This is a genomic window from Anabaena lutea FACHB-196, from assembly GCF_014698305.1.
Taxonomy (GTDB): Bacteria; Cyanobacteriota; Cyanobacteriia; order Cyanobacteriales; family Nostocaceae; genus Anabaena; species Anabaena lutea.
On sequence record NZ_JACJST010000024.1, the window covers coordinates 34,411 to 58,277 of the forward strand.

The 23,867-nt window shown below is 37.3% G+C and carries 23 protein-coding genes; 11 read left to right on the forward strand and 12 right to left on the reverse strand.

Annotation, left to right across the window (positions count from 1 at the left end):
- Nucleotides 1-200 precede the first annotated feature (200 nt).
- Nucleotides 201-1,727 carry a hypothetical protein gene (locus H6G59_RS21445; protein ID WP_190718159.1) on the forward strand — a complete coding sequence of 509 codons (1,527 nt, stop codon included), beginning with the start codon at nt 201-203 and terminating at the stop codon, nt 1,725-1,727.
- Nucleotides 1,728-1,876: 149 nt separating this feature from the next.
- Here H6G59_RS21445 and H6G59_RS21450 read toward each other — a convergent pair whose 3' ends face one another.
- Both H6G59_RS21450 and H6G59_RS21455 read right to left on the reverse strand, forming a co-directional pair.
- Nucleotides 1,877-3,169, reverse strand: coding sequence for a recombinase family protein (locus H6G59_RS21450; protein ID WP_190718162.1), 1,293 nt, complete (start codon nt 3,167-3,169; stop codon nt 1,877-1,879).
- Nucleotides 3,166-3,525 (reverse strand): VOC family protein, encoded by a 360-nt coding sequence (locus H6G59_RS21455; protein ID WP_190718164.1) that lies wholly within the window; start codon nt 3,523-3,525, stop codon nt 3,166-3,168. The genes H6G59_RS21450 and H6G59_RS21455 overlap by 4 nt, the downstream gene beginning before the upstream one ends.
- Before the next feature lie 373 nt (nt 3,526-3,898).
- Here H6G59_RS21455 and fabG point away from each other — a divergent pair, with 373 nt between their 5' ends.
- The 3 genes from fabG to H6G59_RS21470 all read left to right on the forward strand — a co-directional run bounded on the left by fabG (nt 3,899) and on the right by H6G59_RS21470 (nt 5,751).
- Nucleotides 3,899-4,594: a 3-oxoacyl-ACP reductase FabG gene (gene fabG / locus H6G59_RS21460; protein WP_190718167.1), complete on the forward strand. Its 696-nt coding sequence runs from the start codon at nt 3,899-3,901 to the stop codon at nt 4,592-4,594.
- Nucleotides 4,595-5,059: 465 nt separating this feature from the next.
- Nucleotides 5,060-5,377 carry a hypothetical protein gene (locus H6G59_RS21465; protein ID WP_190718311.1) on the forward strand — a complete coding sequence of 106 codons (318 nt, stop codon included), beginning with the start codon at nt 5,060-5,062 and terminating at the stop codon, nt 5,375-5,377.
- Nucleotides 5,374-5,751, forward strand: a complete 378-nt coding sequence (locus H6G59_RS21470; RefSeq protein ID WP_190718170.1) for an aspartyl protease — start codon at nt 5,374-5,376, stop codon at nt 5,749-5,751. Before H6G59_RS21465 ends, H6G59_RS21470 begins: the two co-directional genes overlap by 4 nt.
- Nucleotides 5,752-6,220: 469 nt before the next feature.
- Here the strand turns inward: H6G59_RS21470 and H6G59_RS21475 are convergent, their stop codons facing one another.
- A complete protein-coding gene (locus tag H6G59_RS21475) occupies nt 6,221-7,927 on the reverse strand; it encodes a reverse transcriptase domain-containing protein (protein ID WP_242038944.1) in 1,707 nt (568 codons plus the stop codon).
- Nucleotides 7,928-7,948: 21 nt separating this feature from the next.
- Between H6G59_RS21475 and H6G59_RS21480 the strand changes: the two genes are divergently transcribed.
- A complete protein-coding gene (locus tag H6G59_RS21480; protein WP_190718173.1) occupies nt 7,949-8,215 on the forward strand; it encodes a DUF2887 domain-containing protein in 267 nt (88 codons plus the stop codon).
- A 90-nt stretch (nt 8,216-8,305) separates the two neighbouring features.
- Here H6G59_RS21480 and H6G59_RS21485 read toward each other — a convergent pair whose 3' ends face one another.
- Both H6G59_RS21485 and H6G59_RS21490 read right to left on the reverse strand, forming a co-directional pair.
- Nucleotides 8,306-8,752, reverse strand: coding sequence for a DUF29 domain-containing protein (locus H6G59_RS21485; protein ID WP_190718177.1), 447 nt, complete (start codon nt 8,750-8,752; stop codon nt 8,306-8,308).
- A 230-nt stretch (nt 8,753-8,982) separates the two neighbouring features.
- On the reverse strand, nt 8,983-10,131 hold the full coding sequence (locus H6G59_RS21490; protein ID WP_190718180.1) for a homospermidine biosynthesis protein: 1,149 nt from the start codon (nt 10,129-10,131) through the stop codon (nt 8,983-8,985).
- 143 nt (nt 10,132-10,274) lie between these two features.
- Here H6G59_RS21490 and H6G59_RS21495 point away from each other — a divergent pair, with 143 nt between their 5' ends.
- A complete protein-coding gene (locus H6G59_RS21495) occupies nt 10,275-10,952 on the forward strand; it encodes a DsbA family oxidoreductase (protein ID WP_190718183.1) in 678 nt (225 codons plus the stop codon).
- Between the two features lie 234 nt (nt 10,953-11,186).
- Here the strand turns inward: H6G59_RS21495 and H6G59_RS21500 are convergent, their stop codons facing one another.
- Nucleotides 11,187-11,528 carry a hypothetical protein gene (locus H6G59_RS21500; protein WP_190718186.1) on the reverse strand — a complete coding sequence of 114 codons (342 nt, stop codon included), beginning with the start codon at nt 11,526-11,528 and terminating at the stop codon, nt 11,187-11,189.
- Nucleotides 11,529-12,266: 738 nt separating this feature from the next.
- Between H6G59_RS21500 and cobO the strand changes: the two genes are divergently transcribed.
- Nucleotides 12,267-12,944 carry a cob(I)yrinic acid a,c-diamide adenosyltransferase gene (gene cobO / locus H6G59_RS21505; RefSeq protein WP_127054942.1) on the forward strand — a complete coding sequence of 226 codons (678 nt, stop codon included), beginning with the start codon at nt 12,267-12,269 and terminating at the stop codon, nt 12,942-12,944.
- A 300-nt stretch (nt 12,945-13,244) separates the two neighbouring features.
- Here the strand turns inward: cobO and H6G59_RS21510 are convergent, their stop codons facing one another.
- On the reverse strand, nt 13,245-13,967 hold the full coding sequence (locus tag H6G59_RS21510) for a hypothetical protein (RefSeq protein ID WP_190718189.1): 723 nt from the start codon (nt 13,965-13,967) through the stop codon (nt 13,245-13,247).
- Nucleotides 13,968-14,499: 532 nt separating this feature from the next.
- On the opposite strand from H6G59_RS21510, the gene H6G59_RS21515 reads away from it, so the two are divergent.
- From H6G59_RS21515 to H6G59_RS21530, 4 genes are all read left to right on the forward strand, one after another.
- The gene (locus H6G59_RS21515) at nt 14,500-14,949 is read left to right on the forward strand and encodes a hypothetical protein (RefSeq protein WP_190718192.1); all 450 of its coding nucleotides are present in this window, start codon (nt 14,500-14,502) and stop codon (nt 14,947-14,949) included.
- Between the two features lie 113 nt (nt 14,950-15,062).
- Nucleotides 15,063-15,251, forward strand: a complete 189-nt coding sequence (locus tag H6G59_RS21520; protein WP_190718194.1) for a hypothetical protein — start codon at nt 15,063-15,065, stop codon at nt 15,249-15,251.
- A gap of 23 nt (nt 15,252-15,274) precedes the next feature.
- Nucleotides 15,275-15,571, forward strand: a complete 297-nt coding sequence (locus tag H6G59_RS21525; RefSeq protein WP_190718197.1) for a hypothetical protein — start codon at nt 15,275-15,277, stop codon at nt 15,569-15,571.
- Nucleotides 15,572-16,015, forward strand: a complete 444-nt coding sequence (locus H6G59_RS21530; protein WP_190718199.1) for a type II toxin-antitoxin system VapC family toxin — start codon at nt 15,572-15,574, stop codon at nt 16,013-16,015.
- Between the two features lie 49 nt (nt 16,016-16,064).
- Here H6G59_RS21530 and H6G59_RS21535 read toward each other — a convergent pair whose 3' ends face one another.
- From H6G59_RS21535 to H6G59_RS21555, 5 genes are all read right to left on the reverse strand, one after another.
- Nucleotides 16,065-17,759, reverse strand: a complete 1,695-nt coding sequence (locus H6G59_RS21535; protein ID WP_190718201.1) for a tetratricopeptide repeat protein — start codon at nt 17,757-17,759, stop codon at nt 16,065-16,067.
- Nucleotides 17,719-19,062 (reverse strand): P-loop NTPase fold protein, encoded by a 1,344-nt coding sequence (locus H6G59_RS21540; protein WP_190718203.1) that lies wholly within the window; start codon nt 19,060-19,062, stop codon nt 17,719-17,721. Before H6G59_RS21540 ends, H6G59_RS21535 begins: the two co-directional genes overlap by 41 nt.
- A 199-nt stretch (nt 19,063-19,261) precedes the next feature.
- The gene (locus H6G59_RS21545) at nt 19,262-20,245 is read right to left on the reverse strand and encodes an RNA polymerase sigma factor, RpoD/SigA family (protein WP_190718205.1); all 984 of its coding nucleotides are present in this window, start codon (nt 20,243-20,245) and stop codon (nt 19,262-19,264) included.
- Nucleotides 20,246-20,827: 582 nt separating this feature from the next.
- Nucleotides 20,828-22,558 (reverse strand): helicase HerA domain-containing protein, encoded by a 1,731-nt coding sequence (locus tag H6G59_RS21550; RefSeq protein ID WP_190718208.1) that lies wholly within the window; start codon nt 22,556-22,558, stop codon nt 20,828-20,830.
- A 91-nt stretch (nt 22,559-22,649) separates the two neighbouring features.
- Nucleotides 22,650-23,444 carry a glutathione S-transferase gene (locus H6G59_RS21555; protein WP_190718317.1) on the reverse strand — a complete coding sequence of 265 codons (795 nt, stop codon included), beginning with the start codon at nt 23,442-23,444 and terminating at the stop codon, nt 22,650-22,652.
- Nucleotides 23,445-23,867 lie beyond the last annotated feature (423 nt).

Sequence of the window (23,867 nt, forward strand, 5' to 3'; positions counted from 1 at the left end):
TCTCCAATTTTGCCACACAGTCACAAACTATTTTTGAGCAATGGCTAGATCCCAAATTAACTCAGTTTTCTCTGAACAGTGAAATTTTTTGGATAATTTTTTTCTCTGAGTTATTTTAAACTTAATTTAACAAGCTTCCTCTTCTAATTAATGATACAAATATTACCAAACTAGTTAATTACCCTGTGAGGAGCTTCGCCATGAATTTACCTTTGGTAGTAGATATTGCTTTAGGACTAATTTTTATTTACTTAATTTTGAGTTTATTAGCTTCGGAAATTCAAGAATTGATCGCCACAGTGTTACAATGGCGTGCTATACACTTAAAGAAATCAATTGAAATTCTTTTGGCTGGAGATGTTAAAAGCTCAGAATCTCAGGATATAATTGCACTAGTAAATAGAATTTATAGCAATCCTTTTATTAAAAGTATCAATCAAGAAGCAAAAGGATTTTTCTCTATTTTACCAAGAAAAATAACTTGGTTTATAGCTGATACAACTCGTCCACTGCGAAAATTGATAGCTAAATCTCCAAAAGGAGAGAGAACTTTTGATAAGGAACATAGTGCGCCTTCCTATATTTCTGCGGATACTTTTGCTGCGACGCTTATAGAAGAATTACAACTACCAAAAATCATTCACAGCTTAACAGCAGTAAGGCTAGACAAATTCAAGAACCAACGATTGCAGGAAGTTGAAACAATTTTAACCCGATCCCTAAGACAAATAGAGCTAACCGAATTATCAAATTATATTACCCAAGACCTAAACGATGATTTTAAAAATCTCAAGACAGAATATACAAATATTGTTGCTGATTTCAAAAACAACAAACTTGATATAGATACTAGCGTGAATCGAATGAAGCATAGTTTAGAGAAATATATAGATAATTTTCAAGCAAATATAGATGATGAAAATCAAGTATTAGCAGAAACATTACGGCGACTGCAAACTTTCTGTAACCATATTTTTTCAAGTGTTGAGGAGGCAATAATTATAGGGGGATTAAAGCCTAATATTAACGAAATTGTGCAATTAATGAATACAAGTAATACCGTGTATAAAGAAATGAAAACAGCTATACAAGATGAAGATAGTCAAACATATCAAACGATTAACCAATTGATGGAAAGTTTACCTTCTGTGATCAGAGAGAATATTGAAACTATAGCCAAGCGAGCGCAATATAGAGCTAAAAGCACGGAGGAAGGTATTACTGTATTACGTCGAGAAATTGAAGACAGTTTTGACAGTTCGATGCAACGAGCAGGTGGTGTTTACAAACGAAATGCTAAAGGAGTAGCAATTTTAATTGGTATTCTCCTTGCTTTCGGTGCTAATGCTGATACATTTCATATCATTAATCGCTTATCAAAAGATAGAGTACTACGAGAAGCTATTGTTTATAAAGTGGGACAAACAATAGAAGAACAGTCTAATTCTCCCAATCTCAATAATATAGATACTAAGAAGCTTTTAGAAGATGTTAATTTACCAATTGGTTGGACAGATGATAATAGACTAGAGCAAATGAACTGGAATCCAATCAAGATTAAGGGTGTACCTATTTTTAGCTTATTAACTATGTTTCTTGGTTGGATAATAAGTGGTTTTGCTATTGCAATGGGAGCGCCTTTTTGGTTCGATTTACTTGGTAAAGTGATGAATGTGCGAAATGCAGGTAAATCACCAAAATCAGGTAGAAGTCGAGAGGAAGATTAAAATAATTCGTAATTCGTAATAATGCCTCCGGCAGGCTACCGCCAACGTAATTCGTAATTCGTAATTCGTAAATAGGGAATAGGGAATAGGGAATAGGGAAGAGTTAGAAGATGATTCTACCCATCTCCCCATCCCCTATTACTGACGAATCAAAAAATGAAAATTACCTGTAAATCCCATTCATTAGTTTGGCGAATGATGTCTATTTGACGGATAAATTCTCGTAAATAAAATCGTCGTTCTACTTCTGATAAGTCTAACCAAAATTGAGGAATAGAAACAGCTTCAGCAACGGAACGTAAGTTTACTGGTGGGAGAGTTGCTAACTTGGCTTGGAGTTGAGAAATTTCTGTGCGGAGTTTGTAAGCCCTGATTTTGGCGGTTTCTGTATCCAAAACTCCAGTTTCTATGAAAGTGGGTAACTGTTCGAGAATTTCCTGCTGACGTGCAATATTATCTCCTAAACTATTTTTAATGGCATCCAATTGGGGAAAGTTCATCCCCGCAACAGCCTGAGGTAAGTCACGACAAACGGTTTCAATCGTCTTCTCCAAAATTTCTTGGTAAGGAATAGCTCGACATTTAGGACTTTGGGGACAAGTTGTATTGCGTAAATACAAATATTCCTTATCTTGATATCGCTGAGTAACACGAGTAACTATCATCTGAGACTGACAGTGGTTACAAACAACTAACCCAGCTAGAGAAAGGGGCGCACTAGCGGTACGAGATGGTAAACGGCTATTCCGGCGTAAAAGTCGGTCAACTTGAGCGGCTTCTTCCCTAGAAATAATACCTGCATGAGTATCAGAAATAATTTCATTATTTTGATAAGCGGTGTCACCACGATAAACTGGATTAGTCAACCAGCGCCTTCCTGTAGTGACAGAGATTTTTTTATTGTATTTTTTCCCTAAGTAACGAACTGAACCACGTAGAGAACCATAGAGTAAAAAGTTGTCAAAAAAATCTTTGACTACAGGTGAAGTACTGCGATCAATAGTATATTTTCCTTTACCTCTGCGATAGCCGTAGGGCGCTTTACCGGGTGGGGGAGCGACTTCAAGACGATTGCGGGCGTGTCCTTGACGGATACGGCGACTGCGTTGCTCTAGTTGGATTTCCTGTAGCAAATTTAGCAATTCGATGCGGGGTTTGGCAGCTTCTGAGGTGTATGCTTGTTCTGTAGCAATTACCATTATCCCCATTGCTTCGAGTTGGTTCAAGCGATCGCTCACTTCTGCCATTTTATCCCCCAATTCTTCTAAGCGGCGAATCAAGAGATAATTTGCAGGTTCTGTTTCACAGTCAATGATTAGTTGTTGTAATTGGCTTCTCTTTCCTAAATCTTGATAAACTCGATCTACCTCCCAACCCCAAGTAGCTTCGTCGGGAGCAGTTTCTAATAGGGGATCTGTGTAAATGTAAGCAATAATTTTCACAATGAAGTCAATTCAATCACATTCCCATCTGGATCTTTAGTAAAAATAGCAGCACGGCCGGAAGCACTAGCTTGAATGGAATAATTTTGATTGAGTAATTCTGTTTTAGCTGCTTCTAAGTCAGCAACACAGAAAGCAATATGAGGGTTACGTCCCCATTTTTCGTTTTGATTATCGGTGGGGACAGATGACGAAACTATCAGATGAATTTGATAATTGCCGATTTGATACCATGCACCAGGATATTTAAGGGTGCGGTCTATTTTTGCTAATCCTAATACTTTACCATAAAAGTTTTCTGAGCGTTCTAAGTCGGTTACGAGTATGGCTGTGTGGAGACTTTGGCTAATTTGCATTGTGAGTCAGATGGGTGTAATTTCTATGCAGGATGTTAGAAAAAAATTGGACGACTTATCTGAAAGTTTATGGGATAAATGATGATGGAATAATTGGTAATAGTGCCTCCAGAAACTACCTGTGATGTGTCAGTCCTTAGAGGATGTTTGAAAAGTATTGCATGAAACCAATCAACCCCAAAAACCTAACCCCCCTTCCCCCCTTCCCTACAAGGGAATGGGGGTTTCAAAGCCTCTATCCTCGTAGGAGAGAGGTTTGGAGAGAGGTTTTTCAGTAAATTTTTAGACTTCTCAAACAACCTCTTAGGTGAGATGTCAGATTCCCCCTATGACGCTATCGTAAATCATGAGTGCTTTCAGGAGTGCATCTTTAATGAAAGGCAAAAAAGTTTTACTTACAGGCGGTACTGGTGGACTGGGTTTAGGCGTAACGCCAGCGGTTCTCGCTCAAGGTGCAGAGGTGACAATTCCTTATCGTCACTCTAAAGATGTAGAACGTCTAAAGGATATTATTCCACCTGAAGATTTTACCAGAATTCACTTTATCCCTGCTAATTTGGAGGATGAAGCTTCGGTAGAATATGTAATCAGCCGCATAGGAAGGGTTGATGTGTTAATTCATCTCGTGGGTGGATTTTCGATGGGGAAAACCCACGAATACAGTTATTACAGTTGGAAGAAGGAATTTGAGTTAAACCTAAATACAACTTTTTTAGCTTGTAAATATAGCCTGAAAAGTATGCTAGAACACGGCTATGGGCGTATTGTTACGGTCAGTTCTCGTGCTGGTGCTGAACCTGCGGGAAAATTAGCCGCTTACTCTGCTGCTAAAGCTGGTGTGATTGCTTTAACTAAAGCTATAGCCGATGAAACCAAAGGAACTAACATCACCGCCAATACTATTCTCCCTAGTGTCATTGATACCCCCAGCAACCAAAAAGCTATGGGTGCAGAAAATGCTGATAAGTGGGTAAAACCAGAATCTATCGCCCAAGTGATCTGCTTTTTAGTTTCAGAAGCTGCTAAAGATATCCGAGGTGCAGCTATTCCTGTTTATGGGAATGTTTGATAATTGAATTGCATATTTTATTTGATAAATACCCATTCAGATCAACAACTGGATGGGTGTTTTTTGATCGTGGTGAATTATTGCTAGATAGTTCTTCCTCATCAAATTCATGATAACAAATTTTAAAGCCAATGTCAACTTCCTAAATCTCCTTTATTGGCTTTTTTTGCAAGTGTCATAATTAATGTCTGCTGTTGTAGTGATAAAACGATAAGATGATGTTTTAAACTAATTTCAATATTCATATTGATGAAGAAATAGATTTATTTGCCAAAATTGAACCTATCTAAATAAGTGAATAACTAAAAAATAGTTTATTCTAAACTACTGACTTGGCATTAGCAACTAACAATGATTATTACGCCTATTTTGCTTGTAATATTCTTGATGCTTGTTTATTTTCTCTAAGATTTTCACTCATCAATATGCTAAAATAGCTAATACACTTCAATCAGGTGATCAATGATGACACAATCTACACCCCAAAGAGTTGTACGGCGTGGTCGAGTATTTCCCGAAATTCAGTGGACAGAAGAAAGAAAAGCTCAGGAAAAAGCTAGAAGACAGGCATTTTCTGAGCGTTGTTGGGCAATCTTTGAACGGTTAAAACCAGAAATACTAGATAAATACTATGGTTGGTACATTGCCATTGAACCTGATAGCGGTGATTATTTCATTGATCAGGATCAAGAGGTAGCTAGTAAAATGGCTAGAGAAAAGTATCCTCATGTCATTCATCATATTTATGGCATTAATGAAACGGGAATTAGTGGCAGAATATGATTGAGGGCAGATTTGGAGATAAAGGTCAAATTTATTTGGAAATTGATTTAATTGGTGGGGATGATTTCAGTTTTCCTGTAGAAACAATGTTAGATACAGGATTTACTGAATTTTTAGCCATGAATAAACAAGATGTACAAAGTCTTGATTGGCCTTTTTTACGTCAGAATAAATTAAGAACTGCTCAAGGAGAAACTGAATTTGATGTTTATAGCGGTAGGGTAATTATAGATGAGCAAGAGTTTGAAGTTCCTGTATTTGCTGGAGATGAAATACAGGAAATTTTATTAGGTTCTCGATGGTTGAAGTTGTTTGTTTTAGTCGCTAATTATGGTGAAAATAGGGTAAGTTTAGAATTGATTAAATCAAACTAAAAAATCACCTTCCCATTTTCCAGCAGTTTTATCAAAAAAATCAGCAGGATATTCTAATTCTTCAGGTGTTGGTATTTTTTATTAATGGGGGAAAAATATTTTTTTATTTTTTCAATTGTCTTCTGTACATAAATATACAGATTTTATTGCTAGTTAACCCAAGTATATATAAAAAATATCACGCGACATTTTTATTAGGTTGCCCCTTCGTAAGCCCAAAGGAAAGGAAAAATCCCTATAGCGCGTAGCGTCCATAAAAACTCATAATAGTTTACACCGACGTAAACAGTAAGCTTTGATCATGGTAAAGCACATACTTGCTCACCGAACGGCGATAGCCAGGTGAACAAGAATTAGCTTAAACACAAAGGGCGGCGCTCCACCGCCCAAATGCAAGGCTGTTTTACCTGTTGATAATGGCGCGTGATGATTAAAGTATAAAACATTGAAGGTATAAAAAGCAAGTGTTTTAGAAAGGAACAGGATCATCTGTGTTACTAAAACAAAATTTTTCTGGTTGCCAGTTTGTTAAGTAATGTAAAAATTCTAATAGTTCTTCTTCTGTTAATTGTTGCAAAGAAAGTTTATGATAATTTTCCTGTAAATGTTGGCGTTTTTTAGTTTTATTAAATTTCAATTCTTTGAGTTTATAATTAATCTGTTTGACAATATGAGATTGAGTCATAAACTCTTGATGAACCAATACATATTTTTCACGTTTACGTAAATATTTTTCTTTAATTCGTTTGATCTGCTCTATAAATTTATCACCTTTTTCTGGATTTACCATTACCACAAAATTAGCAAACCCTTCAATAGCTGCTATAATATCCTGGGACTTTCCCCAAGTATAATTTTGCAGTCCATCTTTTTCAATTTTATAAAGAACAGCACGAAAAGTTTTAATTTTATCTCTGGAAATATTCAGTTTTTCATTAACGATGATACCTGTTACTTCCTGTCTGCGATAATTACGAACTACCCTAGTTTTATTTTCATTAATTTCAAAGTCTTCTTTTTTAACAATCAAATTGGTAAGTTTCAGAATATTATTGATATTGACAAGACTTTCACCAGCAGCAGAAAAAGTTAAATCATCAGCATAACGAGTATAATCAAAACCATATTCTTTAGCCATAAAAGTTAATCTTCTATCCAACCTGCGACACAGAATATTGGTAATTGCTGGACTACTTGGTGCGCCTTGGGGTAAATAACGATCTGTCCATGATAATAATATATTATTAGTTTTTCCGTTTATTTCAACTTCTTTAATTTTTGGTTCGGTGCAAATCAAAGCAAAAATTGTTGAGGCTGTTTCTGAATATCCAAAGGATTTTAAAAGTCCCTTAACTCGTTTATAAGAAATTGAAGGAAAAAAATCTTTGAGATCAATATTAATAATTACTTTTTTACCTACATGAATCTGTGCATTTGTCACTATTGAACGTTGTAAACAAAACCCGTGAGCAGCATCATGTAATTCTATTTGTTCCAGAATATTATGCAAGATCCAATTTTGAGCTTTTTTTAATAATTTTTTTGGGGCGGAAATTTGCCGATATCCACTAGGTTTTTTAGGTATTTGAAATCGGTTATAATGATAATGTGTGCGAGAAAAAGCGAGAAAGCGTAAACCTTTAACACTAATTCCCATAGCTTGAGCAATTTCTTCATGGGTATTATATATGGGTAAGTTTTTACTTTCTAATTTCTGCTGATTAAACTGGGAATTTTCACTGTGCTTTTTTCGCAATAAATCAATTTTTTCTAATCTTTTAGAAATGAAACTCTCCAATTTATTTAAGTCTGCGGATATCCATTCATATGTTTCTTGTTCTATGTACCAAGTACCCTCATATTCAATATAAAAAAAGTCAGAATTATCATTACTTTCATTATTTGAATAATGGGGATAATCTTTGCCAATTAAATCCTGCATTTTTTGAAAAATATTTGTATATTCTCCATCAGCTATGAGTGTATTAGCTTTTTGTAAATCAGCAATTGCACCTTGCTCCTCTCTTTGTTTCCTGCGAATTAAACCCCGGTAGTGATAAGCTTGATAACTATTTGGATCTTGAGAAATGATTTGATTAAAACAATCAATAGCCTCAATATATTTTTGTGATTTGTAGAGGTCAATACCTCTATTGAGAATTTGATTAAAGTCCATATTGTTGGTAAATGCAATTAGTTGAATATTTTTGTAAATGATATTTTAGAATTAGTAGAAAGAATTTTGGTTTACAAATTTTCATCCTATAGCCGTCAGGAGTTAGAAGCAATGTTTGGATTAACAGAATGGCAGCAAACTCGATTTTATCAAGAAGTAAAAAAAGAAACGGAGTTAGAAACTAAGTTAAAAACGATTTCTAAACTGTTAAATGAGGGGCTAACTGTAGAACAAATCGCTCGCATACTTGAGTTAGATATCGAAGTGGTGAAACAAGCAATCCAATAGCAAAGTAGTAAATAGACATTTGATGAACAAATACAGGGGCGATACACCTTGAAAAGCCATCGCCCCCTAATTAGCGACCATATCAGCGATTTATGGCAACCAATTTTGATCTAATAATTGTTCAATAGTATAAGGACAATCTTCAGGAAAATCAACACTCATTCCTGTTTTCTTCCTCACATATCTTAACGCCTTCTCATAAATTTTTGCTTGATTTTCTTGTAAATGATTTCTGAGATTTTGACTTAAATAATCATTAAGTTGGGATCTAAAACTCATAATTTCCGCTTGCCAATGATTGGCATTATAATCATATTGTTCCTGCCAATATTGCAAAAGTAATAAATGTCTAATAATCTGTTCTAAAAAACTCTCAACTGTTAACTTATCTCGACGACTCACATCTTCTAATTCCTCAATTAAATGCTCTAAGTCGATATCTTCTAGCCGTTTTTCTTTGAGGAGTTGCAGCGTTTCTACTAACCATTTTTCATTATCAGTATCATACAAAGAATATAGATCACTTGTTTGAGTCATTGCTGTACTCTACTGGTTATATAGCTAATAACTAATCTATCTCTATTCTTAGTTTGCCACATCATTGTCAAATCCATAAACTTTAACCACCTAACCCCCAACCCCTTCCCTATCAGGAAAGGGGAGCAAATTACTTCTTTTCCCTCTCCACCCCCCAAGTTCCCCCCTTTCTGGGGGGAGTCCGTCCATATGTTCCCTCTCCTGAAAGGAGAGGGTTAGGGAGAGGTAGTCTAACGTTTAACCGGCGTACCGCAAGGATAAGTTGCTACTTCCTCTGCACCTTCTTTAACAACTGGTTTATCCTTCGCTGCTAAATAATCTTTTTGTAATGTATCTAACAATGCTTCTCGTCTATCATACAACCGCTTCAGGGAACGAGGTTGACATTGATTCAGGACATAAGCTGTTACCAATGGGAGAGCGATCGTACTATCGGTATAACAAACGATCGCACTGGGTAACTCATCTGGGTCAATCTTACCCCAACTCACAGCTTCTGCGGGAGTCGCCCCCGATAACCCACCAGTATCAGGACGTGCATCGGTAAACTGCACAAAGAAATCATGTCCCCGTTCTTCTAATCCTAAAACCTCGTGAAGTTGCGGTTGTGTTTGTAATAAAAAGTTCTTAGGACTACCACCACCAATAATTACCGCTGCACTTGTACCGTCGTTTTCTCGCGCCCCATAGACGATCGCAGCTGTTTCATTTACGTCAATAGAGGGATCTATTACCAACTTTGAACCTTCTAAAGCTAAAGCTGCCACATTCATCCCAATGGAACTATCTCCAGGAGAAGAAGTGTAAATAGGTACACCACATTCATAAGCCGTTGCTAATAAGCAAGAATTTTTGACACCCAATTGCTTTTCTATTTCCCACACGCACTTACCTAGCAAATGGTGAAACTCAGCTGTTCCCATGCGTTTTTGGAAAGGTTCTGCTTGGAGAACTTTGCGAATAAAAGCATCTGTTTCTAGCAGTACATCATAACCAAAAATAATGTCATAAATTCTGATAGTTCCTTCTTCCCGTAATTTGACATCATCTAAAAACGGACTACCTGCAAACAGTTCAAAACCCAAACCATAGTGCATATCATGGTAAAGATTTGCACCAGTGCATATCATCCAGTCAATAAAACCATTGCGAATTAATGGTGCAAGGGCGGAAACACCAAAACCTGCGGGTGTCATCGCCCCGGAAAGGCTAACTCCTACAGTTACACCCTCTTGAAACACTTCCTTAGTCAGCAGTTGACAGGCTTCCCGCAACCGGGCTGAGTTGTAAGCCGTAAAATAGGTATTAATCAAGTCAACCACGCTAACATTGTTAGACATGGGGATAGGTGCAATTTTCTTACCTTGCTGTTTTGACATTTTTGCTAACTCTCAAATAATAGATACGCCGAATCTAACCGAATATAATGTTATCTAGCTTTTAAGGAATTCTGCCAATATTGCTCGATACAAATCATAGACTGTTCAGTAATATCATGTTTGGTTTAATACTTTAATTACTTATGGAACCCATTCGTATTTTTTACTTTTCTGATGTTCTCTGCATTTGGGCTTATATTGCTCAAATCCGTCTGGATGAGTTGAAAACAACCTTTGAAGACAAGATTGCTATTGCACATCACTTTGTCCCTGTCTTTGGTGTAGCTAGTGAAAAGCTGGAGAACCGATGGAGAGAAAGAGGTGGATTGCAAGGATACAGCGATCATGTTCAGGAGGTTGGGAAAAAGTTTGATCACATCACTGTTCATCCTGATATTTGGACTAAGGTGACACCACCTTCATCCACATCTTGTCATTTGTTTCTCCATGCCATTAAATTAGTAGAAGCGAATGGTTTGGTAGAGCCAGATCAACAGGTATTTGAAAAAGCCACCTGGGCATTTCGGAAGGCGTTTTTTACCCAACTGGCAAACGTTTCTGACCGCAAGGTGCAATTTGAAATTGCGGAGGAGTTAAGACTCCCAATCGCCGCTATCCAAGCGCAAATCGATAGTGGTGAGGCTTATGCCCAGCTATCCAAGGATTTTGAATTAGTCAAAGAGCATACGGTTACAGTCAGCCCCACTCTGATTTTTAATGAAGGACGGCAGAGACTTAATGGTAATGTGGGCTACAGGGTGATCGAAGCCAATATTCGGGAGTTACTACACAATCCTCCCGGAGAACAATCCTGGTGTTAGGAATCTGGCGTTAATGGAAAGATGCGATGCCTTCTCTACGAGACGCTTCGCGTAGCTTGCTTCTCCGGAGGGGTACGGCGAGCGCAGCTATCGCAATCCAACCGACCTGAACATGAACATTAATCTTCAAGCAACAAATTCACCCTGATCTCAAACATCAGGTTTTCATACTAGTAACGCTGCAAAAATCAATTTGCCGCTAGGTAAGTGTAGTTTGATCTAAAGTCACCTCGGTCACTTGTCAGTATGTACGCCTAGTAGCAACTCCTTTGGATCGCCATTGGCTTTGTAGGTTGCCAACAGCAAATAGGGACATACGAACATGGCACCAACGGAAGGACACAGAAAGCCGAAGAGAAACCCTTTGGGGGTAAATCCCTCTCGCCACGTAACCCAGATTGCTGTTAGGCAGAGAAAAATCAAAAGATCCGTGTTGAACTGAGCTCGCCAGTCAAGCTTCAGCAGGTCGCCAAAATAGACGGCTGGAAAATTTATACCCCTCGTGACTATGGCATAAATTGATACCGTAAAAATGAGCAGTGTAGAAACTACTAAAAAAGCGCGTAGTAATGTCATATTGTAGTTACTCCTGTTACTCGAATAGAAGACCGATTTCGGAATGTCATTTAGGGCTTGTAACTTTAATTTAGATACAGCACTTTGTGTAGCGATTTGGTACAAAATGGAATCCTATAACCCTTGTCCCATCAACCTTTTACATAATATTGTAGGTGTGGTACTTTAAAACTGGAGTTTAGACTAAATTCCATTTTTAAGACTACAACCCATACCCAGCAAGGATTTTAGATTTTATCATCCTCAAAAGCCCATAAATGATGAAAGCCTTTTAGAATAAGGGTTTTGCGGGTTTATTTTTGAAAATAGTCTAAAGTCCAGTTAAAAACAAAAGTGCTGTATTAAGGACAAATTACCGCAGATCCTACTCTAAGTCAAACGCGATCGCATTAATGATCTCTCACCTAAAAGATTTGCCCAAGGCGATCGCGGTTCCAAATGTGGTGACATGGAAATCATCTACCTTTTCATTGATGTGGTTGACAATTGAAGTTTCATTTAGAGTTGATTAAATCTAGATTAACGACTGCTCTCGTCATTGCAAGTGATGGGATATTTTTTATTTGGAAGTCTCTTCCTGAATTACTTGAAAATAATGTTATAAAAACTAACATATTTTTGAGATTTTTTATTGTAATCTTAATAGATATATAAAAAATACAATTTTAGCCAAATTGTATAAACCCAGAACTTATACTTTATTTCCCTAGTTGTAACACCTATTTTTTGACAAAGGTAATGAAAAACGACACACCCCAAGAATTAAATTCCGATCCAGAGATTTCGCGGTTGATTGATGAGGTAATGTCATCATCCCTGAGTGATGAACAGTACCGCAAAAAGATGCAGCGACGTAAGGAAGTACAAGATCAACGAATAGCTAAAGCCATACCAGAAAAAGGATTAATTATTGTCAACACAGGTAATGGTAAAGGTAAAACCACTGCGGCTTTGGGAATGGTGATGCGATCGCTTGGCCATGGGTACAAAGTAGCAATAGTTCAATTCATCAAAGGAGCCTGGGAACCTTCCGAAAAGCGAGCTTTCAGTCATTGGTCTGACCAATTAGAATTCCACGCTATGGGTGAAGGCTTCACCTGGGAAACTCAAGACCGTGATCGCGATCTCGACAAAGCCAGCACCGCTTGGAATAAATCCCTAGAATTCATCCGTAACCCAGACTTTAAATTGGTACTATTGGATGAAATTAATATTGCTCTCAAACTCGGTTATTTACAAATTGAGCAAGTTTTAGCCGGTTTAGAGCAAAAACCACCTGATAAACACGTAATTCTTACAGGTAGAGGCGCACCACCCGCCTTAATGGAAAAGGCAGATTTAGTCACTGAAATGACGCTTGTTAAACATCCTTTCCGCGATCAAGGTGTTAAAGCTCAAGCCGGAATTGAATATTAATCACGTTAATCAATTTTGGATTTTAGATTTTGGATTTTGGATTTTAGATTAATCCCAAAGCTAAACGGGGGCTAGTGCAAGGATGCAAGAGATAAATTTTTTTCATAGTTATTTCTGCCAAGCTGCACTAGAAACCTTACTTTTTATCTAATACAAATACTAAGTTCTAAGCCTCTCCCGTATTAAAAGTTTCTCCTCTTTCCTCCCTTATAGGGGAAGGTTAGGGAGGGGTGCAGGGAGAGGTTTAACAGAGGGGTTCCCTGTTTGGTTACACTGTGAAATGTTTGCAGTATATTAACATTACTGTTGATTACACATCTGTAAAATCTTTCTGTCATTAGCACTGATAGTTTTGAGCGGACGATAATCTTGCAGTGCAACTGAGTAAGCGTAAGTGATTGAATCATCATTCGTAAGTTGAGGTATCCTACTGGTTGTGGACACCTGAATTGCACCAACTTCACCTAGAGAACTCCTTACAGTCATTGCCAATTCTCCTGAGTTAGCGATCGTACCCTGAAAACAACTAAACTCAGAATTCGGCATATACAATGCACCTATTACCTGACCTTGCTGTTTTTGAAATACAATATAGCCTTGTCCCATCTGGTTTGGTGCTGATGACTGACCATAGAGGTAAATTCCATCTCTTTGGGGTAAATTTGCTGGTACTGATAGTCCCAAGTTGTTTCTAGTTGTGGGAACTATGTTGACATTTTTATTCTCTGCTTCTGAAGAAACTTGCTCACTTTTTTCTAAGTTATTACTGTCAAACTCATCTGTCTGTAGTTGACTTTTTTGATCTCTGATTTCTCTGAGTTTAGACAAAAGAGAGGTTTTCTCACTACTCTGAATTTGATTCGTAGATAGTTGTAAATTTGCAGCTACTGCTGTAGATGTCAGCAACATTTTATTCTGTCCACTGAAAGCACCCAAACCTACAAGACTAAAAGTAGCAAGTAAGCCAACACCTGCAAATTTTAACTGACCTGGAGTAATAAACTTAGAAATGTTGTTAAGCACGTGATTTCTCCTGTAACAAAATTAATGATTGTCCTGTTACTAGCGTAAATAATAACTAAACACTGATATTTTGTGATTCCCTCAAAGGTTCTATATATTATCTAGAGTAAAAACCATCTAAAAAGACCGTTTTTATAGATTTTTAGTTGATATTTTGAAATATATCATTGTTTGATAAATTTATGCTTCAGCCAAGATATTCACCCATTTGGGGGATACAAAATATATTTTTTAACTTAGCAATCAAATCGATATTGATATAACTTGATTTTGACATTTTTAAATATCATTTCCAGTGGAAAACAATACGAATGATTTGAGTAAAGCCAATTTTATTACATTTTGTGATTTGTATAAGCAAATTGTGATCAGCGAGATTGCGCCCACAGTCCCATTTGCTTGGCTATTGTTAACTACAACAGCAAGTCTGGGGATTTCGGACGAGATGAGGGAAAATTATGGGATAAGTGAAATGCTAATCTCTGAGATGTAGTTAATTTCCACACCACTCAGTAAAAAGACTGAACCATTTATGCAAATCACTAGCGGCGAAATCCAAGCTATGCGGGAATTAATGCCCGATTATACCCCCGGACTGGAAGCAATGGATCATTTAGAAAAGCACAATGGCAACATGGAAACGGCTTTTCAAGATTTATGGCAAGACAAAAATGGTCAAATGATCATGGGGGAAGGTAGGTCACTATTGCAAATCACCCTGAAAAACCTGCGAAATGAACTTTGCGGCGATGATGGGTTTCGTGGTCAAATCAAAGAATATACGAAAAATCCCGGTAGTTCACCTTTACTCACAGGTGCGATAGTTTCTTTAGTGAGTTTAGCTTCAGCTAACGGCTTACCTCTTGATCCGGCCATTGCGACTGTTATAGTTTTGTATATCCTGAAAATAGGGGTAAATATCTTTTGCGATTATACCGAACCCCCGGCTAATACTGGTGGAACTTTACCCCCAGCACAATAATTTATTATTTAGGGGCGGGGTTTCCCCGTCCTGATAGAGTGCGTTACACAAATATATGGGATTTTAATTTTCAGCTTACAATGTAATCAAAGAGCTAGACTTGAGCTAAAAATATGGAAAAATCAAACATTAAAACTGAAGCCAGAAAATTAATTGACAGATTACCTGATAATTTTACTTGGGATGACTTGATGTATGAGATTTATGTTAGGCAAGTAGTTGAGGCTGGACTTGCTGACAGCCAAGCTGGTAGATTAATTTCTGTACAGGAAGTTAGAGCTAAGTTTGGATTACCAGAGTGAAATATTCACAAATAACTCAAGTTATGAATACAGAAGTTTTGCATTTTTTCCAAGAATCACATAAACAGGATTTGGAAACAATCACTCAAATTTTGGCTAATATCACTAACCGTAATCCTGAAGAAATTAAACCCTACTTAGATAGAATATTGACACAATTAGTAGAACCGCAACAAGAAACTCAGGTAGATGAAACTGCTACTCCAGAACAAAAGATAGCTGCATTTCAAGGATGGGTAGAAAGTCACAGAAATCTGAATTTACCAAACCTTTCTGATGAAGCAATCAGCCGAGAAAGTATTTATGGTGACAGAGGTTAAATGCCTTATCTTCTAGACACAAATATATTATTACGTAGCGTTGATTTATCTCATCCCATGAATAGTGATGCTGTCAATGCTATCAATACATTACTAGGTCAGCGGAAAACATTACATATCGTCCCGCAAAACTTAATTGAGTTTTGGAATGTTTACACTCGTCCCATTGAGAGAAATGGATTAGGACGCACAGCACTAGAAACAGAAGTAGAGATAAAACGATTAAAAATTATTTTTCATCTTTGTTTAGATACCGAAGCAGTTTATTCAGAATGGGAACGGCTTGTTATTACTCATTCGGTTATTGGTATTAATGTGCATGATGCTAGACTTGTAGCTGCAATGCTTGTTCATGGGATAACTCATATTTTGACATTTAACACTAAGGATTTTGCTCGTTACTCGGAAATTATAGCTGTTCATCCTACGGCTATATTGTCATGAATAAATAAACATTAATGATAAGCACTTTGAAAAAATGATCTCTTTTCCATCAATCTGGTAATTTCTCTAAAATTTCCCTCGCAATATTCGCCCGATATTCGTCGTTATATTCAACATATATATCTAACGCTTTCTGCCAGTTTTCTATTGCTGCTTTGCAATCTTTCTGTGCTTGTGCCAACAGTGCTAAAGCATGGTAAGTTAAACCTTGATGATACCTATCATCATACTGATTTTTGATATCTAAAGCTTGTTGATAATATTGTCTTGCCTCTTCATATTCACCCATCTTTTGGGCTACCATTCCTAACTGATGGTATGATTTAGCCAGTGCATAATTAGCTCCGTATTCTTTGTAAATATTTAAAGACATTTGATAATAGTGTTTTGCTTCTTCATGTTCCCCTAATTGTTGGGCAAATATTCCTAACTCATGATATGTTGTGGCTTGTTCATAGGAACTTCCATCTTCACTATAGATATCCAAAGCCTGTTGATAATGGTGTCTTGCATTTTCATACTCTCTTAATTCTCTAGCTATCATTCCCAACTGGTGGTAAGTTCCAGCTTGAGAATGTCTATCCCCATATTCGATATAGATATCTAAAGCTTGTTGATAAAAGCCCCGTGCTTGTTCATATTCACGTAAATTTTGGGCTACTATTCCCAAATTGTGGTATATTTTAGCTTGGTTATCAATATGATCTAATTCTTTCTCAATTTCTAAACACTGTTGATAATATTTTCTAGCTTCTAAAAAATTCCTTAAATCTAAATAAGCATTACCTAACTTAAATAAAGCATAACCTTCACCATTACGGTTTTTTAATTCTTTAGCAATATCTAAACCCTGTTCATAATAATTAATTGCTGTTTCAAACTTCCTTTCCTCTCTATAAGCATCACCAATTTTATTTAAGACATTATATTTTAAATTTACATCTGCTAATTTTCCCACAATTTGTAAAGCTTCTGCTAAATATTCCCTAGCCGTTTCCGGTTGATGCTGACTAATATAAGCTGTACTCAACTCCAATAAAATATTACTATACCTGCGTAAATTGCCATTAGTTACTCCTTCACAGGTAGGCTTATATTCCATTAATAAACGTTGTAAAATCTCAATCCTTTCTTGTTTTTCCTGTGGTTTTACTCTGTCAATTTCTCTTTCAGCTTGCAAAGTTTGAGCAATGGCATTTTCTCTGGTTGTTTCTAAAGTTTTAAATCTAAATACACCAGAACGCCAAGCCCAAAAGTCAGGGGCAAATTTAGCTAATCTGTTAATAGCGTAATCTGGTAAAATAAATAATATAGGATGAGGTACTGTTCTTTTATAAGCATCCCGTACAAAATTCAAATCTTGTAAAACTGGTGGATATTCACCAGAAATACCAATAGATTTTTCTAAACCTTGAATTATTAATACTAATTTTTTATTTGCCTCTCTTTGAATTTTTGGCAATTCTTTTACGATTTCATCGCGTAAAAAGCGTAAATTTGGGTCAGCAAAATTGAGAATTACAAATTGAATTTCTTCACATTGGGAATTTGTTTTTAATGCTGCAATTAATAACTCTCCATCGGGAGGAAAATTAATTTCAATAAATCCCAAAGTGAATTTTTCAGAAAAGTCGATAAAAGTCAACAATTCCGCAAAAATATCTTCATTCAGAGCGATAAATTGCCCCAATTCACCCTTAAAATCAGGTTGTAATTTCTGCCAGTGCTTGTTTGAAGAATTCATTTTGCATTACCACTGGGTTAGGATAATTCCATCGGTTATCACCGTTGTATTCTAAAACGGAAGTATTAAACAGCATTAACTGTCCAATCTCATCTTTACTCACATCTTTATTAAGACAAACTTGCGCCAACAATGGATAATGCTCATTGGGAATAAATCTTTCAAAACTAAATTGTTGTTGTTTTACAGCATAAATAATATCTTCTGCCAAAATTTTAGGATGCTTTTTAGTGCTGGCTGTTTGACAAGCTGATCTCATCATTTGCATGAGTTGACGCACATGGCCACCACTGGCTTTAGCTAATTCTAGCAATTCTGCACGAGAATTAAACACAGCATCAATATCTACCCGTTTTTCTACTAAACTTGCTATTGCATGTAGTCCCGGTTGGTTATAGTCTAAATTGTAAATATTTCGGTCTAATTGGTATATATTCACCATTGGGACAATGTGAGGATTACCATTAAACAAAGATAGGGGATTTTTGGGCGAACACAAAACAGAGATAGGAACTGTATAAATAATTGTACAATGCAGTTCTTGTAATTGGGCTGCGTAATCAAAAAATAAATGATCTGCAACTCCTGGCGGAATGCGATCTAAATTATCAAAAATAATCAACAATCCCTTATAGTCTGGGTAATTTTTCCGCAATTTAACATAAGCGTCATCTAGTAATAAATTAATATCTGCTTTGAGGCGGGAGATATCTTTTTCTAAAGTTTGGCGAATTGTAGTTTTTTGTTTATCAGAACCTTTAATTTGTGCCAATAACTTCACCATTAATTTAGCAATAAATGGCGCACCACCTTCTAAACTAGCTTCTGATTCTACACTAATAGATTTTTCTACGCTTTCTTCATTCTCTTTAGTAATTTCTTTAAACCATTTTTCAAAACTATTTAATAACTTTTTATCAAAATTCAAGCCTAATTTACGTAAAGCAAACTCAACTTGTTTGATCACTATTAAATATAAATCTGTGTAATTAGCATCATTAATATCTGTTTCTTCATTCACTTCTAAATAAATCACATGATAATTTTCTTCCCATAGTTTTTGAATCCGTTTTAATTCTGTACTTTTACCAGAACCACGATGACCAGTAAATAAAATAGTGCTGAAATTGGCTGGTTCTTGAAAGTCTAAAATTGTACTTACACCATCAACTGCTGACGTTTTACGTACTGCTGATAAATCAACATAGTATTTTTCTATATCTTCCCCTTCTAGCGGTTCTAAAGTACAAGCATTAAAAGCAGCTTTGAGAGTATTAGCACGTTGAAAATTAGGTTGATTCATAAAAAAATTATATTTTCACTTATAACAATAGATTACTTTAAAAATACAACTTTTCTGATAACTAACTATATCTCTAACGAGACGCTACGCGAACAAACGGACATGATATAACAACTGACAACTAACAAAAAAATTGCCCCCTGGATTCAGGAGGCTCATTGTTCGGATATGAAAGAACACGCTGCTGCGCGGTTGCATTTTAGCTCGCAACGTATTCTTTAACATTGGCTCGACGGCGACGTAAATGAGCAAGAGCTTGATGCTCTAATTGACGGACGCGCTCACGGCTGAGGTTCAACCGCTCACCGACTTTCGCCAAAGACATTTCATTACCATCTTCTAAACCAAAGCGCAGAGCCACAACTTCTCGCTGTTGGGGGGTGAGTTCTGCTAATAGGTTATTTAGGTCTTGGCGCAAGAATTCCTGAGTGGTGTAATATTCTGGCGATGGACCGTCATCTTCCAGCATTTCTTGCAGTTCGGTATCCTGGTTATCACCAACTCGCACATCTAAAGAAACTGGTTGACGCGCCATGTTCAGATACTCACGAATCTGAGCAGGTTCTAATTCCAGTTCTTTGGCGATTTCTGTAGGTGTAGGAGATCTTCCTAACTTTTGCGCCAATTCCCGCTGCACTTTTTTGATTTTGTTCAGTTTCTCGGTAATATGGATGGGTAGACGGATGGTGCGACCTTGTTGTGCGATCGCTCTCGTAATCGCTTGACGAATCCACCAGTAAGCATAGGTTGAGAACTTATAACCCCGCATGGGATCAAATTTCTCCACCCCTCTTTCTAATCCCAATGTTCCTTCCTGGATTAAATCCAGAAATTCCATATTCCTTTTTTGATACTTTTTCGCAATAGCTACAACCAAACGTAAATTGGCTTCAATCATTTTTTGCTTGGCTCTTTTACCAAGCGCCAAAGTCTGCTTGATATCGGGTTCAGATTGATTAACATGGGCAGCCCACTCTGGTAAACTAGGTTCATGGTCTAGTTTCTTTGCCAAAGCTTCCTTAGCTTCCAGCAGTGTCATCATTTGTTGCACCTGCTTCCCATAAACAATCTCTTGCTCACGGGTTAGCAGAGGTACACGACCAATTTCCCGCAGATAGGTTCGCACCATATCAGCTGTGAATTTGGTGTTCAGGTTTTCAGTTTGGGTGTTAACAGTAGGCATTGGTGCGTTGTCCTCTACTCCCTAAACAAAATGTATCTTTTCTCAACTAGGGCGGATTGAAAAGGGTGGTATAAACATCAATAGATATAGGTGAGCTACCATAAGCAATTAATTTATATAGCCGTTTTCCAGACGGTAGTCCCCTGGAATGGGTTCCCCTCCCCTTCCTCAATTTTGGAATCTCTTAGAAGCACACTGCTTTGTTTTCAAGAATTCTTCTTTTCTTCGGCTGCTGGTAGCAGCGATAAAACACGAAGTCAGTATGAGTTTTACTTCTTTTATAGTACGGCAGATCTGGCGGATAGTAAAGTAGCCCAGATAAATCTCACAATTATAAAGCAAAATGGGCTGACTGCTTAATTTGGTTTTAAAGTTCCTTAAAAACGCTGACTATATCTATAGTGACTCCAAAAACCCCTCTTCTGTTGCCTGCAAGTAGCCGGATAACCGAACTTATGAAGCTACCATGATGGAGGGATGTTACGAAATTTTATTAGGAGGCAGGAGGCAGGAGTCAGGAGGCAGGGGAAGCAGGGGAGGAAAGGGAAATTAATAACCCAATCACCAATCACCCTTGAATTACTAAAAACCTAAGTCGGCTTTAGCTAGTTCTGCGGCTGCGAAAACTTCTGCATCTGATTTTTCTTCCCAGGCTTGGTCGCCCATTTCGGTGTAAAATACTGAGTCATAGGGACGGGTACGCACAACTACTGGCATGGGAACGGCGTGACCTAAAATTAATGCTTGTTGCTTGGAGTCTAACTTTGCTAATACTGAGCGCAAAGCCCCAGCACCAGATACACCTGTAAAAATTGCATCAATGTCTTTTTCGTCGTTCAGCAAAGCCGTGATGCGAGTCCCAATTTGGGACATAACTTCATTATCTATCCCCGACGGACGTTGATCAACTACTAAAAGTGTTACGAAATATTTCCGCAGTTCGCGGGCTATGGTTCCAAAAATTGTACTTTGTACCACGCCTGGGTCAAGAAAGCGGTGCGCTTCCTCAATTGTAATCATTAATGGCGTTGGTCTATCCAAAGGATTCTTGCTTTGGAGAAACCGATCTGCTCTTTTGACATAATGCTCGTGAATGCGTCTGGTGATCATATTTGTCACCAACATATAGGATAGCATATTTGACTGGGAACCAAACTCAATCACTACATTTTTCCCAGCTTCTAAAGATTGTAAGATCTTATTGATATAGTTTTGGGGACAAACTGCCCGCATATATTTTAGACTATCTAAGCGTAACAATTTACGTTGTAAAGAAGTAATAGAGCCTGGGTGTCCTGGCTTGTCATCACAAAAAATCTTAATATCCTCACTAGTCATATTGAATAACTGCGGAATCCAAGATTTACCTAACTCGTTGCACAAGATATTGGCATTATCTAAAGCTGCTTCTGAAAGTCCTAAATCTCTTCCACATAATTTAATATCTTCTACTTCTATTTGCTCATAGCTGAGATAAAGTTCTTGAGCATCTCGTACACCCCGGCGTTTAGTTGATTCGGGGTCAAGAGTGTAAACTTCGACTTTACCAGGAAATAATTGTTTTAAACCTTTGACGGTGTTAACTTCTTTACCTTCTGCGACTGCTTCCCAGCCATATTCTGAGTGCATATCAAAAATCAAGTTAACAGCCGCATTTTTGCGAATTATACCCGCTAAAAGTAAACGAGTCAGGAAAGATTTCCCCGTCCCTGATTTCCCAAAAACGCCGTTACTTCGTTCTACAAACCGATTTAAATCAATACAAATCGGCACATCCATATCTAATGGTTTACCGATAGAGAAGTTATTCCGGTGGGGATCATCTTCCCAACCAAATACCCGCCGAAAATCATCTTCATTCGCGTCGTAGACTTGGCTAAAGTGACTGGGAATGGTTTTGACGGGGAGCAATTCCATCGTCGTGCTGGTTTGTGGTTGAAATGAGGCTAAACCATTGAAAGACGGAACAAATGAATTTACAGATTTACCATTAGGGGAAGAGAAAGATTCCTGAGATTCAGGGGTAAACATCAACATTGGTGCGAGGTTGACCATTCCATAGGTTCCGCTTCCAGCTAACACCTCGCGCAAAAATGTATCTTCCCAACTAGGGGGACTAGCAACAATACGTGCATTCGCAGCACCTAAAGCTACATCTGTCAGCATACAGAAAAAGCGCGATCGCATCCCCTGTACCACCAAAAATTTACCCACCCGCATATCTTCTACAGAAATATCCGGGTGTAGTCTGACTTCTAAACCTCCAGTTAGTGAACCTTCGATAACCGAACCTAGTGGTTGTCCTGAATTCATTTTGTTAGTTATTAGTCATTAGTTATGGTGATTGGTGATTGGTGATTGGTGATTGGCAAAAAGTCTTACCTGTCACCTATCACCTAATTACTTAATCAATTTGAATTGAAGTTGGCGCACTTCCTGGCGTTGGAGTTATGGTTGATAGGGGTTTTCTGAATTGGGCGTAGATGCGATCGCGCCAAGTGAAGAATGGTTCATAATCAGGATTATCCGCTAAACCAGGGACTCCTTTACCTCTGAGAGATGCTGGTAAATCCAAGTAAGAGCCTTCTGGAAACTTCAACAATATCGACAATCCTGCAACTGTCAAATCAGCTATGGTTGGTTCATCTCCCAACAAATAAGGACTATCTGCCAATAATTCTGTGAGAATGTCTAAATCTTGTTTTAGACTAGCGATCGCGGCACTAATCACATCTGGGGTCAAACCCACCCCAAAACCCAAAACCGAGAGAAAATCACTGGGTACACCTTCTACAATACTTTTGAAAATATCTGGTGTCGAAACAGGTAATAAAGACTTACGATAATCTTGATCTTGACTAATCGCCGCAAACAAAGCTTTTCTACCCTTAATCCCAATAGTCTCATCTGCCCAATCTTCTAGCAATAAAGCCTGAGCGCGTTTTTTCTTATCTGTTGGTATCAGTGGACGATCTGGATATTCGGAGTCTAAATACTTAGCTATTTCCGTGGAGTCTACAATATATTTATGACCATCCTTTAATACGGGTACTTGATTCTGACCTGTTAAACGAAACAATTCTACTTGTCCAATTCCTGGTGTCACCTCAATTTTGCGATACTCCAACCCTTTATAATCAAGGCATAGACGCACTTTTTCAGAATATTGAGATAATTCCCACTGATATAATTCCAGCATATTGTATACTTGGTCACTCACCTTATTTATTGACTTGACAATTCTATCTTTAGGTACAGTAATTTTTCGAGTTATTAAATTATTATATTGGTAAATTCATGAAAAATAAAGTAAAAATTTGTCCAAATTTTTGTCTTTATTAATAGCTAACAAAAATATTTTTACCAGCACATTAAAAAATAAAATTCCGAAAACAATAATTTAGTTTCATATGGATTAACCTAGTGCAAGAAGGCAAAAGGGGGAGAAAACTGGAGGAAGGAGGAAATAATAGAGTTCGACATAAAATAATATCCCATTGCTTTTAGAGTACGGGAGCGATCTTGCTCTCTGTGAAATTGGATAATTTATTTTTTGGAGTTTTCTAAAGCTGGTTTTTAGTTGTTTTCGCCATGCTACACTAGTAAGCTATCACGCTTTTAA

Excerpts from the sequence above, each read along its gene's own strand:
- H6G59_RS21495 (WP_190718183.1), top strand. The coding sequence starts at position 10,275 with ATGGAACCCATTCGTATTTTTTACTTTTCTGATGTTCTCTGCATTTGG.
- fabG (WP_190718167.1), top strand. The coding sequence starts at position 3,899 with ATGAAAGGCAAAAAAGTTTTACTTACAGGCGGTACTGGTGGACTGGGT.
- H6G59_RS21500 (WP_190718186.1), bottom strand. The coding sequence starts at position 11,528 with ATGACATTACTACGCGCTTTTTTAGTAGTTTCTACACTGCTCATTTTT.
- H6G59_RS21490 (WP_190718180.1), bottom strand. The coding sequence starts at position 10,131 with ATGTCAAAACAGCAAGGTAAGAAAATTGCACCTATCCCCATGTCTAAC.
- H6G59_RS21535 (WP_190718201.1), bottom strand. The coding sequence starts at position 17,759 with ATGAATTCTTCAAACAAGCACTGGCAGAAATTACAACCTGATTTTAAG.
- H6G59_RS21455 (WP_190718164.1), bottom strand. The coding sequence starts at position 3,525 with ATGCAAATTAGCCAAAGTCTCCACACAGCCATACTCGTAACCGACTTA.
- H6G59_RS21540 (WP_190718203.1), bottom strand. The coding sequence starts at position 19,062 with ATGAATCAACCTAATTTTCAACGTGCTAATACTCTCAAAGCTGCTTTT.
- H6G59_RS21530 (WP_190718199.1), top strand. The coding sequence starts at position 15,572 with ATGCCTTATCTTCTAGACACAAATATATTATTACGTAGCGTTGATTTA.
- H6G59_RS21465 (WP_190718311.1), top strand. The coding sequence starts at position 5,060 with ATGACACAATCTACACCCCAAAGAGTTGTACGGCGTGGTCGAGTATTT.
- cobO (WP_127054942.1), top strand. The coding sequence starts at position 12,267 with ATGAAAAACGACACACCCCAAGAATTAAATTCCGATCCAGAGATTTCG.
- H6G59_RS21545 (WP_190718205.1), bottom strand. The coding sequence starts at position 20,245 with ATGCCTACTGTTAACACCCAAACTGAAAACCTGAACACCAAATTCACA.
- H6G59_RS21520 (WP_190718194.1), top strand. The coding sequence starts at position 15,063 with ATGGAAAAATCAAACATTAAAACTGAAGCCAGAAAATTAATTGACAGA.
- H6G59_RS21515 (WP_190718192.1), top strand. The coding sequence starts at position 14,500 with ATGCAAATCACTAGCGGCGAAATCCAAGCTATGCGGGAATTAATGCCC.
- H6G59_RS21555 (WP_190718317.1), bottom strand. The coding sequence starts at position 23,444 with ATGCTGGAATTATATCAGTGGGAATTATCTCAATATTCTGAAAAAGTG.
- H6G59_RS21485 (WP_190718177.1), bottom strand. The coding sequence starts at position 8,752 with ATGACTCAAACAAGTGATCTATATTCTTTGTATGATACTGATAATGAA.
- H6G59_RS21550 (WP_190718208.1), bottom strand. The coding sequence starts at position 22,558 with ATGAATTCAGGACAACCACTAGGTTCGGTTATCGAAGGTTCACTAACT.
- H6G59_RS21470 (WP_190718170.1), top strand. The coding sequence starts at position 5,374 with ATGATTGAGGGCAGATTTGGAGATAAAGGTCAAATTTATTTGGAAATT.
- H6G59_RS21475 (WP_242038944.1), bottom strand. The coding sequence starts at position 7,927 with ATGGACTTTAATCAAATTCTCAATAGAGGTATTGACCTCTACAAATCA.
- H6G59_RS21525 (WP_190718197.1), top strand. The coding sequence starts at position 15,275 with ATGAATACAGAAGTTTTGCATTTTTTCCAAGAATCACATAAACAGGAT.
- H6G59_RS21445 (WP_190718159.1), top strand. The coding sequence starts at position 201 with ATGAATTTACCTTTGGTAGTAGATATTGCTTTAGGACTAATTTTTATT.